This is a genomic window from Streptomyces sp. NPDC033178, assembly GCF_055577685.1.
This window is the reverse complement of the sequence record NZ_JBVIPT010000041.1, coordinates 1-15,261: the sequence shown is the minus strand read 5'-3', so window position 1 is coordinate 15,261 and position 15,261 is coordinate 1. Positions and strand designations below refer to the sequence as shown.

13 protein-coding genes and 2 pseudogenes are annotated in these 15,261 nt (G+C 62.9%); 6 read left to right on the top strand and 9 right to left on the bottom strand.

What is annotated here, in order from left to right; translation table 11 throughout:
• Window positions 1-22: 22 nt before the first annotated feature.
• The 5 genes from ACZ5VQ_RS48640 to ACZ5VQ_RS48620 all read right to left on the bottom strand — a co-directional run bounded on the left by ACZ5VQ_RS48640 (window position 23) and on the right by ACZ5VQ_RS48620 (window position 3,946).
• Entirely contained in the window at window positions 23-1,516 is a 1,494-nt protein-coding gene (locus ACZ5VQ_RS48640; RefSeq protein ID WP_469110641.1) for an SCO6880 family protein, read from the bottom strand.
• Window positions 1,517-1,623: 107 nt separating this feature from the next.
• On the bottom strand, window positions 1,624-2,769 hold the full coding sequence (locus tag ACZ5VQ_RS48635) for a hypothetical protein (RefSeq protein WP_469110640.1): 1,146 nt from the start codon (window positions 2,767-2,769) through the stop codon (window positions 1,624-1,626).
• A gap of 62 nt (window positions 2,770-2,831) precedes the next feature.
• Complete coding sequence (locus ACZ5VQ_RS48630) at window positions 2,832-3,101, bottom strand: hypothetical protein (protein WP_469110639.1); 270 nt, start codon at window positions 3,099-3,101, stop codon at window positions 2,832-2,834.
• 61 nt (window positions 3,102-3,162) lie between these two features.
• Window positions 3,163-3,441 carry a hypothetical protein gene (locus ACZ5VQ_RS48625; protein ID WP_469110638.1) on the bottom strand — a complete coding sequence of 93 codons (279 nt, stop codon included), beginning with the start codon at window positions 3,439-3,441 and terminating at the stop codon, window positions 3,163-3,165.
• Complete coding sequence (locus tag ACZ5VQ_RS48620; RefSeq protein ID WP_469110656.1) at window positions 3,395-3,946, bottom strand: DUF6668 family protein; 552 nt, start codon at window positions 3,944-3,946, stop codon at window positions 3,395-3,397. Before ACZ5VQ_RS48620 ends, ACZ5VQ_RS48625 begins: the two co-directional genes overlap by 47 nt.
• A 1,446-nt stretch (window positions 3,947-5,392) precedes the next feature.
• Here ACZ5VQ_RS48620 and ACZ5VQ_RS48615 point away from each other — a divergent pair.
• The gene (locus ACZ5VQ_RS48615) at window positions 5,393-5,857 is read left to right on the top strand and encodes a hypothetical protein (protein WP_469110637.1); all 465 of its coding nucleotides are present in this window, start codon (window positions 5,393-5,395) and stop codon (window positions 5,855-5,857) included.
• Window positions 5,858-5,953: 96 nt separating this feature from the next.
• Here ACZ5VQ_RS48615 and ACZ5VQ_RS48610 read toward each other — a convergent pair whose 3' ends face one another.
• Together ACZ5VQ_RS48610 and ACZ5VQ_RS48605 are read right to left on the bottom strand one after the other, a co-directional pair.
• Entirely contained in the window at window positions 5,954-7,135 is a 1,182-nt protein-coding gene (locus tag ACZ5VQ_RS48610) for a DUF418 domain-containing protein (protein ID WP_469110636.1), read from the bottom strand.
• Entirely contained in the window at window positions 7,132-7,845 is a 714-nt protein-coding gene (locus tag ACZ5VQ_RS48605) for a M23 family metallopeptidase (protein WP_469110635.1), read from the bottom strand. Before ACZ5VQ_RS48605 ends, ACZ5VQ_RS48610 begins: the two co-directional genes overlap by 4 nt.
• A 732-nt stretch (window positions 7,846-8,577) precedes the next feature.
• On the opposite strand from ACZ5VQ_RS48605, the gene ACZ5VQ_RS48600 reads away from it, so the two are divergent.
• Complete coding sequence (locus tag ACZ5VQ_RS48600) at window positions 8,578-9,372, top strand: hypothetical protein (protein ID WP_469110634.1); 795 nt, start codon at window positions 8,578-8,580, stop codon at window positions 9,370-9,372.
• A gap of 419 nt (window positions 9,373-9,791) precedes the next feature.
• A complete protein-coding gene (locus ACZ5VQ_RS48595; RefSeq protein ID WP_469110633.1) occupies window positions 9,792-11,024 on the top strand; it encodes an MFS transporter in 1,233 nt (410 codons plus the stop codon).
• Between the two features lie 708 nt (window positions 11,025-11,732).
• On the opposite strand, the pseudogene ACZ5VQ_RS48590 reads toward ACZ5VQ_RS48595, so the two are convergent.
• Window positions 11,733-11,888 (bottom strand): annotated as a pseudogene (locus tag ACZ5VQ_RS48590) (transposase); the annotation flags it as partial.
• A 40-nt stretch (window positions 11,889-11,928) separates the two neighbouring features.
• A pseudogene (locus tag ACZ5VQ_RS48585) lies at window positions 11,929-12,278 on the bottom strand (transposase); the annotation flags it as partial.
• Window positions 12,279-12,397: 119 nt separating this feature from the next.
• Here ACZ5VQ_RS48585 and ACZ5VQ_RS48580 point away from each other — a divergent pair.
• The 3 genes from ACZ5VQ_RS48580 to ACZ5VQ_RS48570 all read left to right on the top strand — a co-directional run bounded on the left by ACZ5VQ_RS48580 (window position 12,398) and on the right by ACZ5VQ_RS48570 (window position 15,064).
• A complete protein-coding gene (locus ACZ5VQ_RS48580; protein ID WP_469110632.1) occupies window positions 12,398-12,610 on the top strand; it encodes a hypothetical protein in 213 nt (70 codons plus the stop codon).
• Between the two features lie 1,177 nt (window positions 12,611-13,787).
• Window positions 13,788-14,348 (top strand): sigma-70 family RNA polymerase sigma factor, encoded by a 561-nt coding sequence (locus ACZ5VQ_RS48575; protein ID WP_469110631.1) that lies wholly within the window; start codon window positions 13,788-13,790, stop codon window positions 14,346-14,348.
• Entirely contained in the window at window positions 14,345-15,064 is a 720-nt protein-coding gene (locus ACZ5VQ_RS48570) for an anti-sigma factor (protein ID WP_469110630.1), read from the top strand. Before ACZ5VQ_RS48575 ends, ACZ5VQ_RS48570 begins: the two co-directional genes overlap by 4 nt.
• Window positions 15,065-15,261 lie beyond the last annotated feature (197 nt).

Genomic DNA, 15,261 nt, shown 5'->3' with positions numbered 1-15,261 from the left:
TCCTCGTTCTTTCCCCGAAAGATCACAACGCCTCCTGCAGGCTCTGCGGAACAAAGGTGTTTTCCCAGGGCAGGACCCCCACGGGAAGCGTGCAGGTGAAGGCGGCTGCCTGGACGCGGTCCGCCGGGCGCAAGGAGAGGCGGGCGGCGGCCTGGAGGTTGCGGATGCTCACCGCGGCGTCGTCCAACTGGCTCTGCGAGTCCATCGTGACCGTGACCATCAAGGAGAACTCGATGAGCCCGGCCCCCGCCGCCTCCTCGGCCGCGGTCTGCTCGGCGGCCTTCATCTCCGACGCGGCCCGTGCCTGCACCATGCCCTTGCCGGAGGTCGCCATGAACTGGGCCGCGCGACGGTCGGCCTCGACGATCCGTGCCGAGGTCGCTGGGTCGATGGGCCGGTACAGCAGGGCCACACGCTTGCGTCGCGTGCCCGCCGCGGGCTGCAGCAGACCGCGCAGGACGTTCGACATGACCGTGCCGCGCGGCGCGAGGGTCAGCAGCCAGCTGCGGGACACTCCCGAGTCGTGCTGATACGAGCTGACCGTCTCGACGGTGGTCACCGGACCGGCGTCCTCCCACTCCAGCCCCGAACCTCCCTGCTGCCCGCGGAGCCTCAGCACCTCACCCGCGACAGCCGGGTCGTAGGCGACGCGGACCACCTCGGCTATCCGCTCCGCCGACAGCGGGTACGCGGTACCACCGCCGGCGCCGACCAGGCCCGACAACAGCCCGGGAATCCGGATGGCGAGCTCGGTGATGATGTCGCTCTGCGAACGCTTCTGAGCCGCCGGCACGGAATAGGTGAGCGTGATGTACGTGTGCATCTCCGACGAGGCCGAGGGGTACCGCTCGACGACCTCGTGCATCACCGCCCTGGCAGCGGCGGGAGCGTCCGGCCGGATGCGGGGCAGCACCTCGTTCGCCAGCCGTGTCCCGGGATCGGGGGCGGTCTCCACGATCAACGAGGCGCCGCGCAGCTGTGGTTCGTGCGAGAGGCGTGCGAGCCACTGGCCCCAGGCGGCGACCCAGACGTCCACCTGGTCGGAATCGACGAGGGAACCGCCGTCGGGCTCGCAACCCAGCACGATGGTGTACTGGTTCCGGTCACGGTTGTGCAGCACCCCGAAGGAACGGTCGTAGGCGTCCCGCCCTTCGTGCATGGTGAGCCGGCTCAGCAGTCCAGGCGGCCTGAAGTGCCCTTCCGGCCGCTGGGACAGCGGTCCGGAGATGTAGGTGTGCGCGCCTTTGGCCCGTCTGCGGAACCAGCCGACCCGCAGAGCGATGATCTGGTACAGATTTCGCCCGTCCTGGGTACGGAGTACAAGTGGTGTGAGCAGGACGGCCAGGAGTACCACGAGCACGACGGCGGCGACGAGGGACGCGAGGGACACCAGGAGCGCCAGGACCAGCCCGCCGAACACGGCGAACGTGCCGACCATCCCGAACGGGCCGAGACCCGGCCGGCGAGGACGCCTCCAGTTTCCATAGGTCGGGGGCGCTGCCGCTTCTGTAGACATGATGCCCTTTCTGGGGTGCGCAGTTTCTCGGGGTGGGAATGATGGTTGGTGCCCTGGACTCGTCAGGCTGCCGCGTGGGGGAGCGCGGGGGAGCGGGGACGGGGGGTTCAGCGGTTGTGACCGCGGTCCCCGTCCGCGCCCGCCACCGCTCCGGTCGTGATGTTTCCGACGGTGGATGCCGCCGCCATCGCGGCACTGGCCGCGGCCCCGACAGGCCCGGCCGCAGCCGCGGCGCGTCCGGCCCCGGCGGCCGCGCCGGAACTTCCGGCACCGCCTGCCGCGCCTCGTGCGCCCGAAGGTCCTGCCCCGCCCGACCCGCCTGCGGCGCCCGCACCGCCTGCGGCGCCCGCACTGCCGGATCCCGAACCGGGCAGGGAGGAACTCCCGATGGACTTGGCGCCGGAGGCGAGGGAACCCACGATCGCCTGGGTGCTTCCCTGCCCGCCGGTGCCCAGCGCGGCGGTGGCCGGTATGACCAGCTTGAGCAGAGCGGGAAGGGCGAGCGCGGAAAGCAGCAGAACAGCGATGCCCGCGATCCGCTGGGCGGTGTTGTTGTCGCCGTCGCGACTGGAGACCATGGCGGTACCCGAATAGATGATGAGTCCCGCCGCCGGCTTGTACAGGAGCCAGGCAACCATCCAGCCGACGTGCTTGCGCCACCAGCCGCCGCCCCAGTCGGTCATCGACGCGGCAGCCGCGAGAGGCAGGGTTCCGAGCAGGATGATCATGACGCCGAGACGCACGTAGAGAAGGATCATCTGCACCACTGCCCCGATGAGAAGCAGGAAGGCGAGGATCAACATGGCGAACGACGGAATCTTTCCGTCGTTGGGCGTGCACGCGAGACTGTTGATGTCGTTGGACGCGGACCTGAAAAGAAAGTCCGAGTAACGGTCCGACAGACTTGCTGCCGCCGTTACCACGGCAGTTGCGCCACCCGCGACCAGAATCAGACGCAGCAAGCCCTTCAGTGCTACTCCACCTGCTTCCCCCCGGCGTTCGAGAGCCATACGCGCGGACGCGAAGAGAAGCGATCCCACAGCGGTGTATATGACGACCCACTGCGTTTGTGAACTGATCAGCCTGCTTGTTCCGCCGTCAAGGGTGGGAATGGTGGTGAGTAGATCGCCGAAGACCTTGATGGCGGATTCGAGAACTCGGCTGGCTATGACATCGATAATGGTGCCAACGGGATCGGTGAGGAAAGAGAAAAACCCTTTAACGATCGCGTCGAAAGAGCCGTCGCATGCCATATTGCTCCTCCCGGTTACCAGTTGTGTGGATTGCTGTCGGATCTACGCAGATACAGTCGTGTCTACGCGAATACAAAGGTGACGAGAGGACCGGCGGTCGCGACGAGCACACAGCCTCCGAGAACCATGCCGAGACGGCTCATGTGCTCAGAACTCTCGCCACGCTTGACGGAGATGGCCATCATCGCGCCGGTGACCAGTACGCCGGCCACTCCCGCGGCCGTCCCGGCCCATGCGGCGATGCCGAGCACGAGGTCGATCTTCTGGGTAAGCGCCGCGGGAGCGTTGCGCCCTGGGGAGGGGACGGCCGCTGCAAGGAAGAAGTTACGCATGACAAGCTCCTGATTCGAATTTTCTGCGTGATTGTGTTGAGCGCCGAGATGTCTCGGATTACTACTGCAGGGTGAGGGGTCCGAGGAACGCGATGATCGGCCCCGCCGTCGTCGCAAGAACGCAGCCGAGGAATACGAAGAAGAGACCACGACCGTGTCGGGAGTTCGCCCCGAAGTCGCCATGATTCAGCTGAAGGGCCAAAAGTATCCCCGTGATGATGATCCCGGCCACGCCGGCCGCCGAGGCAGCCCAGCCAAGAATCGACAACAGTCCGTCCGCCTCGACTCCAGGATCAAACGTTGCTGGCGGAGCGGCGATGAATTCGAGGGGGTGAGTCATTGCTTCTTCCCTGGGTTTCCAAGTCGGGCCGAATGATGGAAGCGATCTCGACAATAGGGCGCGGAGCTCGTTCCGCCGGCTGTCCGATGCGCCAGGCTGGAATCCACGGGACGATAAAGGAAGGTGCCGCCGAACGCAGGACCTTGACCCGCCGGGACAGCTCACTGGGCAAACGTCCTGGAGCGTCCGCGACGAGCACGATGGCGATCAACTCAATACCCGGAGGATGGTTCTGGCTCCGCAATGCTTCCATCCTGCGTGAGGCTGCCTGAAGTCCCGCAGCGTGTGTACGGGCAAGAAGGAAAAAACGTCCCGGGTTTCCCAGCGCGAAATTCGGCCAGCTCTGCCCGAGATCGACGCCGCCCAGAGCAGCCGCAAACGTTGTCGCTCCGGCGCCACCGTGTGCGTTGACCCAGCTGACTGCCGCAGCCTGATCAGTGTTCGGGGGCGTGTTCGGAGTCGGACGGGCAGGGATCTGCGAAGGCGGACCACTCTGCGCACGCATCGCGGAAATGTCCAGCGGCATGGTCAGAGATTCACGATGCGTTCCCTGCCCCTGTGCGGAGTAGGCAGGGTGCGGAGGCTGTGCTTTCTTTCCGGTTTCAGGGGGGGGAACCGGACCACGTACCCACATGCCGATGCTGGCGTCGGTTGGGGGAGTAGTCATCGCGTTCGGCTGCTTTCCTGGCTCATGGCGGCGGGACGGGCAGAGGTGCTGGCCGACCAGGCACCGGACGAATGGCGGCACCGCTGTCCGGCACGTGTGACGTTGCGGTGACGAGATGCGACATCGGCATATCGGTGCACAGACCACACCGCGGTTGCTGTCCCGAAGAACCCCGTCAGCCTCAACGACGTGCCCTCGGGCCAACAGAGTTCATTCTTTTTTGCAGCAGCCTGGATTGAACTTGGGGGGAGCGCCGGCCGTCTCCGTTCACACAGTGTCCAAGCGCTGTCCCGCACCCTCCGGCGCGCTCAGCAGCGGCCACCGCCGCGATCCGCGATGGCGGAACCATCAGGTATGACCGATATAGGTTTAAATTGATGGTTTATGTATGTTTTTCCCCAGGTGTGCCGTGAGGCAGAGGTCCGACGCCCGCTCTGGAGCCATGTTTGGCGTTGATCATGGCCGTATGTATCGAAGAAGGGAAAATCCGACATGCTCCGGCAGCAGTCGAACGAAGCGAAGGCGCTGAATAATGGAGGTGGCGATTCCGCAGGCTATTACGCATTTATATCTGCGGACGGAACCCCTGCGGTAAATGGAGAGAAGCTCGCCAGAGCCGCTGGTGAAACAGCACAGACAGCTGTGCTGGACCGGCTGGCCTCCAGTGCGCGAGAGCGAGAACATCCAGTCGTCGCTTCGGTACTCGATCACGAGAATCGGGTCGCGCTGCGGATCATGGTTCACCCCGACGGCTCAAGCCGTCTCCTGGAGCCACCTCGCACCATGGACGCGGGAAAGTCTGTGGATTCGGCAGACGTGCCGTCACACAGACCTCGATCTCAACCGGGACAGGAGAACCGGGTCGACGCGTCCAGGGCGAACACGCCTCGGCCTGCTGAAACGGAGATCGGGTACGTCGACTCGGACACCGCGATCTTGCGGATTGCGGATATCGTGCGGAGCCGACCGGATGTCGTCATAGAAGCGAAAGCCGGCGGCACGGCGCCGACACCGCTCCCGCAACCGGCGACCGCGGACGTCTTGCCGGCCGAAGGACCTCCCCTGAAAGCCGCGACGCCGCTCTCCCTCCCCCCTGCGCCCGTTCCAGTTCCTATGAGCCCGCCTGCACCTTTTTCCCCACCCGCACCTGTTCCCACACCCGAGCCCGCACCTGAGCCCACACGTGAGCCCGCATCCGTGCCTGCGCTCGAACCCGCACGCGTACCCGCGACGGCACCTGTGGTGAGTGCGGCTGCGCTTGCGGTTCCGCTTGAGTTGACCGACGTGATCAAGCGCATCCGGGGAGCTGTGACGGAGCACCGCCTCCCGGATGCGAACCTCGCTGTCGCTGAATTGAAGAGAATGACGAGCGATCTTTTCGGAGCTGATCATCCTCATATGTTCGAGGCTCTGGCCCTGGACGCCTATGTTGCGCACCTCCAGGGCGATCACGAGCGCTCGACAGCTATTTCGTTGGACTTGGCGGAGCGCCGGTTCTCAGCGGGCGACAAGAGGGCCGTGGAGGAGATAGAACGTGCTGCTGCGACGTGGGAACTCCTGCGGCAACCACATTCCGCTGTTCCGCTGGGGAATAGATTGGTGTCCCTGTGGGGAGTCATCTTCGGTGCTGAGGAGAGCGGCCTCGTGGGGATAGAGTCCGTGGAAGCGAGACTGTCGGCGTACGCACGAGTGGCTGCACCTCGTTTTGCTGCGAATACGGGATCTTTCAGCGATCCGTCGAGCAACTGAGCTTGATCTCGTGGTGACTGGTCGCTGCCTCAATTGGACCGTCGCGGCATGCGGTTGACATGAGGTTGGCCCGTGGCGGCGATCAGCCGAGTCGATCTACGAATTCTTGGCCGCGTTAAATTCTTTACGCCCCAGAGTTATCCGCCGAAGTACTGCTTCGGCAGGACCGTAGCGGGTTCTCTGCATGAGCCATGAACTGTAGGACAACTGGCATAGATACAGCGCCAGACACACCATGCAGAGTGCTGCGGGACCGATCTCGCCGTACAGTCCGAAACCATAGCCCGTAAAAAATACGGACAGCGCGATCGACTGGGCGAGATAGTTCGAAAGTGACATTTTTCCGGCAGCCCCAAAGGCACGCAGAATCGATGGGCCGTACCGCATGCGGTGAAGCCTGATCACAGCGTACGCGTAGACCGCCGCCAATGCTGGAGACGTGAGGAGCGAGACGGCCTGCCCTATGTAGTAGAGGTCGCGCTCAGGTGATCTGTACGTGCATGCCGTAGCGAACACGGCGCCTGAAATTCCTGACAGGGCGCAGATCAGGAGCGCTCGCTTCACTCTCCGTGATGTTCTGTAGGGGCGCGAGAACAGCCCGTGTTTTCCGGCGGAAAATCCTACAAGAAACGCGGCGAATACGTGGAGAGAGTACACCGCGGTACCACCCAGGTTGTTCTGGTATATCTCGATGTTCATGGACACGATGGAAACGGGGGATCCCAGGTATGCCTCGGAAAGTTTGCCGGGGCCTTCTCGAAGAGAACTTGGGGCCACGGGATCCAGTGACAGAAGATATATGCCTACGGTCAGGAATGTGAGCATGAGGAGACCGAGCAGCGATGCAGCGGTTCGAAGGGCATTCCTAACCGATATGTTCCGCAGGGCGAGCAGCCCCGTCCCCAGAACGGCGTAAGTGCTCAGGATGTCGCCGGAATAAAAGAATGCGGCATGTGCGAGGCCTAGCAGCAGCATTCCGGCGAGTCTGCGGAGGAATCTGGAGACGTGGGGGTCTGCGTAAACGGTCGCGGAGGGAACCTGAAAGGTGAAACTGTAGCCGAGCAGAAATGAGAACAGCAGGTAGAACTTGGCACTGAAGAAGACTGTGACCAGCCACACTGCGACCTGGTCGGCGAGCGTACCGTTCGAGTTTGCGGCGGAATAGTCCACGCCTGCGATTGTTGGGGCGTTGACCATGCAGATACCGAACAGGGCAAAACCCCTGAGGGCATCTATCTCCCGGATTCGGTACTTGTGAATATTTTCCGAAGCCGTCACAAATTTACCCCGTGCTTGGCGAGGTAGGCTACGGGGTCGATATCGGAGCCGAAGACGGGTTCGGTTCGGACCTCGAAGTGAAGATGCGGTCCGGTCACATTTCCTGTGGCACCGGACAGGCCGAGCTCATCTCCGCCCGCGACACTGGCGCCGGACTGTACTGAGAGCTTCGACAGGTGCGCGTAGAGCATGTTCTCGCTCGCACTGTGTCGCACCACCACATAATTTCCGTACCGCGGATCCGATCCCGCCACGATCACCGTGCCCGAGCTGGTGGACCGTACCAAGGTGCCCACGGGTACGGCGAGGTCGATCCCGGTGTGATGACCGGTCGTCCAGTTGCCCTGCTGAGAATATCGCGCAGTGACTACGTATCCGGTCACAGGTGGCACGAAACTCCCGTCATTCGCCGATCTTCCCGGCGGAGTCGACGGATTTTGTGAGGCACGGGACGGCGGTGGAGAATCGACTGATGGGAATTCGGCGGCATTTTCAGATGACGGTGACGCATCCGAAGAACCTTCCTCGCCCGGAGCGATGATCACGCCACCATCGGGTTGTTCCTTCGTGTCTTCAGGGGGTACTACGTCGCGGGTGGGAAACGGTGGGAATGAAGTCGAAGCCGGAGGCAGTGGCGAATTGCTGGTCGTGGATTCGGTGCTCGGGAATGTGAGAGCGGTTGCGGTTCCCGCCGTGATCACAGCGATCACGCATGAGCCTATTATTATCTTTTTGTTGAAACGCAGACGCCGGGGGGCACTGGAACCTATCGGCTGCTTAAAATACTCCACGAAATTCCCCTGGTCTATGCCTTGACGGTGCTACGGCCGGTACTTCGAGGTACGTCGGGATGGGCATGGACAGTTCATGCTTGTGGCCGCGCCGGCTCAGCGGACTTCCTCCGCTTTGGAGCGCAGTAGAACGGAGATGGTCAGGAGGGGCATCGGCGCTGATTCGTGTCGTCCCCGATGCGGCACCGCCGCCGGACCCGCGACCACGAGGCCCTTCCACACAGCTCCGAAGCCACGATCAGCCTCGCCGTGACCGGACCCCTCATGGCCCGCCGCCTCACCGGCGAGAGCTCCGGCTCCAAAAGCGCATGGCCGCTCACGAGTGGCGTAAGCGCGTGGTGTCAGCCTGTGACCAAAGGTCACGTTTATGTATCGGGGGCGGAGTTTTAGAACTCTCCTGAGGGGCGGGCCCGTGTCCGGAGTGTCGGCGTTCTGGAAGAGCCAGAACAAAACCAAGTACGTCTTTCTATGGGGGTTCGCGTGTCTCGCACTCGCACTACATTCTTCGCCGCACTAGCGACGGTTGCCGCTCTTACACTCACCGCTTGCGGGGGTGACGGGGGAACGGACAAGGCTGACGGAGCGTCCAATGCGGCTGCCACGGACGACCTGACCTTCAAGAACGGCACCGCTAAGCAGAACAATGCCAACATGAGCATCGGGGACCTTGCTTCTGACGCTGCTCCTGTACAGCAGGCGAAGGCTTCCAAGCCGAAGATTCGTGAGTGGGTTCAGCTCTCGTCCAGTTCGGCGGGGGACCTGGATCCTGTCGTCACGAACGGTCAGGGTTTTGTTCTGTACCGATTCGACAAGGACACGGCCGAGCCCTCGAAGTCGAACTGCTTCGACGAGTGTGAGAAGACGTGGCCGCCGCTCATCGTTTCGCCGAAGGGCAAGGTTTTCATCGAAGGTGTCAACAAGCAGGACGTTGGCTTCATCAAGCGGTCCGGAGGGTTCCAGGTAACGCTTGGAGGCTGGCCCGTCTACCTGTTCAGCAAGGATGTCAACCCCGGCGACACCAATGGCCAGGGTGTGAACAAGACCTGGTTCGGCGTTACGCCTGACGGCCAGCGCGCCGGGCAGGACGCCGGCGCCGAGGAGCCCTCGGTCGATGAGCCCGGAACCGGTGACAGCAGCGCTGAGGCCGGTGAGGACAAGCGTGAGCTGGTCAAGCGGTCCGAGGTGGGTCAGTACCGGACCGTTGACGACCCCAACGACGCGGAGTCCGCCGTGCGGATCCAGCCGAGCAAGCCCAGCACAGGGTGCGTCAACGTCGTGGGCCAGATCGGAGGCATCGGTCCGGAGATCGCGTCGAACAAGCCCGTGAAGCTGTGGTCGGGCGCCAACTGCACCGGGGAATCCCTTCTGCTGCCGAACGGATCCGGTGACCGCCTCGCGCAGGAATTCCCCAAGACGCGGTCCATCTTCATCGGCGAGTTTGCGTAACCGCAGCGACGAAACAATGTGAACGAGGTTCATCTGCACAGGGCCTGACTGGAGACCTGAAATTCCTTCGGTCAGAGGTGCTGTAGAGCATTTCGATCTGTATCGATTCCGGCCGTACTCGTCGAGACTCAACTGAGTCCGACAGGTGCGGTCAGAATCATGTGTAATCCCGAGACTCGTCACCTTGAACGCAACTTTGAGGGATATTCCGTTGGTGAGATTGTTCACCTTGCCGTTCGGGCTCGAAAGTGATCACATAATAGATGTCGCAATGGATCCGTTAAGGAAGGGTGTGAGGAAAATGGCTAAGGCGGACTGGTAAACCTGAGGGCCCGGTGCGCGCGGTTTCTTCGTTCACTGCGCGCACCGGGTCGTTTTCGCAGAAGCAGGTGATAGTTATGTCGCCAGGAAGAAGAGCGATGATGTCTACAAAGGGGAGATCGGACTGCCGGTCCCTCTTCTCACTGGTTGAGTTCCGGGCAGCATGGCTGGCGGAGTCGATTTCATATTTCGGCGATCAGTTGGCCCGTGTCGCCTTGGCGATCCTGGTTTTCGACCGTACGAAATCGGCAGCTCTGACCGGAATCACCTACGCGCTGACTTACGTGCCCAGTGTCATCGGAGCTCTCACACTTTCACAGTTCGCGGACAAACGGTCTCGACGCGGCGTCATCATGGTCATGGACGGATCGCGTGCGGCGGTTGTCGCAGCGATGACGATTCCGGGGGTACCGCTTCCTTACCTTTGCTTGCTAGTTTCTGTGATGTCCTTCCTCGGGGGCCCCTACAAGGCGGCACAGCTCGCACTGCTGCGAGAGATTCTGACGTCCGAGCAGTATCCAGTTGGAATGTCCATCCGGCAGGTCACGACGCAAGCAGCACAAATCGGCGGTTTCGCATTCGGCGGTCTGATCTCCTCGACGCTCACCCCGCAGGTCTGCCTCGCTGTGAACTCTTTTACGTTCGCCGCCTCGTTCACCATATATTTGTTCTTTGTCGGGCCGCGCCCGGCCCCTGGCCCGCGAGAAGGCCAGGAACCGGGCTCCATGGGAACAGGGGATCTCTGGAAAAACCCGGGTCGGCGTGCCATCTTCCTGACGACATTTCTTGGATTCTTCTATGTGGCACCGGAAGCTGTTGCCGCACCGTATGTGAGTTCGCTCGGATACGAAAAATTTTGGGTGGGTATCCTGCTGGCTAGCACTGGTGCGGGGGCGGTGATTGGACTGTGGGTATTCCTAAAGTTTGTTCCGGTGAGGCGTTACTCTGCGTGTTTCCCTGCTTTCTGTTTCACTGCTGGGATCCCGCTGATTGCAGTGTCCGTACCGGGAGCGGGAATCCTCGTCGCAATGATTGGCTTTGCTCTCAGTAACGCGCTGTGGTGTATTCAGGTGGTGATCTCGGTATCCATGCTGGCGGAGTTGCTGGCTGACGACAGGCGTGCGCGAGGTATGGGTGTGGCTTCTGCGATGAATCTTACTTCCCAGGGCTTTGGCACAGGTTGTGCGGGAGTACTCACCCAGCTGGTCGGTCCGGTCTTCGCTTTGACTGCCATGGGTATCGCGTCGATACTCGTGTCTTTTTGGCCTGGACTTCTCTGGATAAGAACTCAAAGGCGGCAGAGTCATATGCCGGATCTAACGAACTACTGATAATGAAACCGACATCTTTTGGATTTCGGCTCGGCGTTCCCATGATTCCCGTACGCGCCGCCATGCCAAGCGGCTGTTCGAGGCGGTGCACGCTGTCTCCGATACCGGCCGTTCGCTCAGCGCGATCGCCCACGAGCTGGGCTTGAACCGACGCACCGTGGCCAAGTACGCACGCGCTGCCTCCTGGCAGGAGTACCTACGCCGCACTCCACCCCGCCGGTCCACGAGCCTCGACCCATATCTGGAGTACTTGCGTGGATGCCGGGAGGAAGGCGAGCACACGGCAACCGTGCTGCACGCCACCGAAGCACTCCGGCGACTGCTTCAGAACTGCCCGGCGCTGGACCGAACCCATGACCTGGTGCGGCAGTTCGCGGTGATACTCGACTCTCGTGATGCCGGCCCGCTGCCGGACTGGCCCGAACACCTCGCGGCCTCCCGCCTCCCCCGCCTTGGCCAGCCTGGCCAGAGCCATCCGCGAAGACCAGCACGCAGTCGTTGAGGGAATCACGACCCCGTTCAACTCCGGCGTCAACGAAGGCCGGATCACAGTCTGAAACGCGGCAGGACAGGGAACCGACAGGGCTCCTGTGCCGCTGAGTTGAGACGACGAACACCTCCCTCAACGGCACGGGGCCCTGCCCGATGCGCACCCCGACCCCACACTGCCCCGTCACCGATCAGCGGCCGCGCTAAGAACGCTCACCGGATGCCGGTGTGCAGCACGTAGACGATCCCGCACAGCACCTCCCGGTCCGGTAGCGCCTTGCGGCCCGGGTACCGGAAGCGCCGTTCGCGCTGCGGCAGCAGCGGCTCCAGGCGATCCCACAGCTCATCCGGCACGATCCACGGCGATGTCCCCACACCGGGCGGATCGACGGGGCGGTTGAAGTGGCTGGTCGGCCGGGGCTCGCAAGACCTTGAGCCGGTTGATCACCCGGGTGATCTCGTCGGTCCAGGGCCTTCGGGCGTGAAGCGGAGCCGGCGGGTGCGGCCGGTGGTGACGAGCTGGGCAGCGGCGGAGAACAGCCGCAGGCGGAGTTTCTTCGGTCCCCATCTGCGGGTTTGACCGGTCAGGGCGAGCATCGGCATCTAGGAGGCGAGGAGGTCGAGCGCGAGGGAGACGATCTCCAGCCAGATCCGGTTCTGTGCGGTGTCGTGCAGGGGCCGGTTGCGCAGGCCGGTGTCGCGGGCGTTTCGGATGCGCTGCTCGCAGCGGGCCCAACTGCGGTGACGCCGTTCGAAGTCGGCGAGCCGGCCATAGGCAAGGCATGGACGAGCACGCTCACGAAAGCGCGAGGCCAGCTCACCGCGATGACGGAGCGATGGGATGAGGAGGGCGAACCTGCCGGATCGGATCTCGGCCACGGCCGGTGAGCGAGCAGAGACGTCCGTCTCGCGCCCTCTCCACCCGCAGCCACCCGGCACCAGGCGACCGCCTGTGCGGTTACGGACCCCCGGTCGAGCAGGCCGAACTCCTCTACGCCGAGCGCACGGTGTCGGCGCGGCTCATCCCCCACGACGGTCCTGACGAGCTCTACCGGTGCGGCCTGACCGTAGCGCGAACAACGACCACTCACTCCTGAACGCAACCGAACACACACAGTGACGAAACTCTTCGGCCTCAGCGTTCTCGGTTCTCATCGACATTTCCGAGGCACACGAAACCGACACGGGCCGCGGTCAGGTGTCTCAGGCTGTGGCGCGCCCGCGACCTGCCGTGTGGCAGAGCGGACGGGCGATCCAGCCCCGCGACGTGCAGAGATCGCAGCCCATCGGACACCACGGAACCCGGATCCCGGTTCGGCGGGACGTCCTGCGGTTCGTCCGCCAGGGGCTGACGGTGCCCGCGGGGACGTGCGCGCCTGGGGAGTTCAGCTGCGTGCATCAACTGGCGGGCGAGGCGTAAATCAGGTGTCAACAGGACGTGAATCGCCGTCAGTGACACTCACTGTGACGAGAACCCGTCCTCGTCGTGGGGATGGACGATCTTGTGTCCGGACCCGGGGGCGGGCGGAAAGGCAAGAAGAACAGTGGATCGGAAGCTCAGAGCATCCGCCGGCGCGGTTGAGCGCGGGGAGAGAGCGACGCGTGCGGTTTACCACGAATGCGGCGACGCCCTCCCGGCTTGCCCTACGTGGGGCCCGGCTGGCGAGGACAGGCGCGGTGTTGAGGACGTCGTTCGAGGAGCGCGGCTCCTTTTCCGTCGAACCGCACGCCCCGGCGACGACCGTCCCCCGCACTCCCGGCTGATCACCGCGGCGGGCGACGGTGCTGGCGAGGCCCACAGCCGCCGCACCACACAGTCGGATGTTTGGCGGGACGTCTTTCCAGCCATTCCCGTTGCCCTCAACGTGGACGCAGTTCTTATCCGTCCGACTCCGTGAAGCTCCCAGCAAAAATGCGTGAGCTGCACATGAAGGCATAAAGGTCACTCTTGCGCTCACCAGCGGCAGGAGTGTTCGGCTCGCATGGTTCCATGCGATACGCAAAAGGAATCCGCAATCGTCCTTGAGGTGCTGATGTGCGTAATTAAGCCGGAGGAGGGATTGTTTCGTAAGCAGTATGGCCGGGTGTTAGAAGTCATTTCGGGGAGGTTGAGTACGGTCAGCAGGACGACTGTAACTCGCCGGTTTCTATACACCGATTCCAACCCGACGACCGGAATTGCGGAGTCTCGGTATCAGTGGCGCCTGGTTTAACGCATGGCAATTAAGAACTTCTGCCAGTTAACGGGGATATTTAGCGGGATGGAGTAAGTAAATGGCGATTGCGCGGGCGCGTGTCCCAAAAGTTACCAGTCATGAAGCACTCATACGTGCCATATACATGGAGCACGGGAAGGCCCTGCTCGCATACGCGACACGGCTGACCGGCGATCGGCTGATCGCTGAGGACGTGGTCCAAGAGACGTTGATCAGAGCCTGGCGGCACCCTGAGGTCGTGTCCAACCCACGTGGCTCGCTGCGAGGTTGGCTGATCACGGTGACGCGCAACATCGTGGCCGACCGATACCGTGCGAAGGCCGCTCGGCCGCTCGAAGTCGCAGAGAGCGAAACGGTCGTACCGGTCGAGCAGGACCATGCGGACAACACCGTTGACTCGATCGTCCTCATGGACGCACTCGCGCAGCTCAAGCCCGACCACAGAGACGTCCTGATGGAGGTCTACTACCACGGACGAACTGCTGCCGAGGCGGCCGTTAGGCTCGGTATACCGGAGGGTACGGTTAAGTCGCGCGCCCACCATGCTCTGAAGGCCCTGCGGAAGGTGTATGCGGGCAAGCCTGGCGGTGCCGTCCAGCGTCGGAAGGTGACAGTGTGAGTCCGCATGTCCATTCACATGACGAACTGCTTGGCGCTCACGCCTTGGGTCTTCTGGAACCGGCAGAGCAGTCGAGACTTGAGGAAGAGATCGCCGCATGTGAGGTATGCCAAGTGGAATTGGCTGATCTAAAAGCGCTGGAAGCGGAACTCGGCGATGTACCACCCGAGGCCTTCCTTGAGGGGCCTCCAGAGGGCGCTGACCTGCTCCTGCAACGTACGTTGCGGCAGGTTCGAGATGAATACTCAACGGCATGGCGACGCAAGGCCGTTTCGGTGAGCCTTGTGGCAGCTGCTCTGGCCGGCGTGCTGCTCACCAGCGGCTACTTCGCGGGTCATGCCCGGAAGGCCCCCGAGGCGAGTGGACCCCAGGTCTCCGTGAGCCCGGCTGCTCCGGAGGCGGGTGAAAGCATGTCTGCGACAGACGGCACGACAAAGGCGCGGATGACTGTCAGCCTGACGCCGGCGGATGGTTGGGTGCGGCTCAACGCAATGGTGAGTGGTCTGCGGCCCGGTGAGAACTGTCGGCTGGTGGTGGTTTCCGAGTCGGGTGAGCGGGAAATCGCCGGCAGTTGGGTGGTTGGCTCGGGTAAGGACGGCAAGGGCAACAGCAAGGCCCTCGAACTCTTCGGCTCCGCGGCGGTGGCTCCGGACCAGGTCGACTCCGTCGTGGTCGAGAACGATCAAGGCAAGCAGTATGTGGCGGTCGCACTCTGAGCTGACCTGCTGTGAGAAGCCGTTGTCGCACCGATCTTGATGGACGTGGGTTCGGCGGTGGGAACTCGGTCGGGTGGTCTTGTTGCATGCCGAGCATGAAGACAGACACCTCACGATGCCAACGCGTCAAGCTGCGGCGGCGAGTTCGGTGGGGAACGCGGCGTGTTCGTCGAACAGCTGGCGGTGCTGCAGGCAGT

What these genes read in the sequence shown, in the direction of transcription:
- ACZ5VQ_RS48575 (WP_469110631.1), top strand. Translation starts at nt 13,788, where the DNA reads ATGGCGATTGCGCGGGCGCGTGTCCCAAAAGTTACCAGTCATGAAGCA.
- ACZ5VQ_RS48635 (WP_469110640.1), bottom strand. Translation starts at nt 2,769, where the DNA reads ATGGCATGCGACGGCTCTTTCGACGCGATCGTTAAAGGGTTTTTCTCT.
- ACZ5VQ_RS48600 (WP_469110634.1), top strand. Translation starts at nt 8,578, where the DNA reads ATGAGCATCGGGGACCTTGCTTCTGACGCTGCTCCTGTACAGCAGGCG.
- ACZ5VQ_RS48625 (WP_469110638.1), bottom strand. Translation starts at nt 3,441, where the DNA reads ATGACTCACCCCCTCGAATTCATCGCCGCTCCGCCAGCAACGTTTGAT.
- ACZ5VQ_RS48620 (WP_469110656.1), bottom strand. Translation starts at nt 3,946, where the DNA reads ATGCGTGCGCAGAGTGGTCCGCCTTCGCAGATCCCTGCCCGTCCGACT.
- ACZ5VQ_RS48630 (WP_469110639.1), bottom strand. Translation starts at nt 3,101, where the DNA reads ATGCGTAACTTCTTCCTTGCAGCGGCCGTCCCCTCCCCAGGGCGCAAC.
- ACZ5VQ_RS48640 (WP_469110641.1), bottom strand. Translation starts at nt 1,516, where the DNA reads ATGTCTACAGAAGCGGCAGCGCCCCCGACCTATGGAAACTGGAGGCGT.
- ACZ5VQ_RS48595 (WP_469110633.1), top strand. Translation starts at nt 9,792, where the DNA reads ATGATGTCTACAAAGGGGAGATCGGACTGCCGGTCCCTCTTCTCACTG.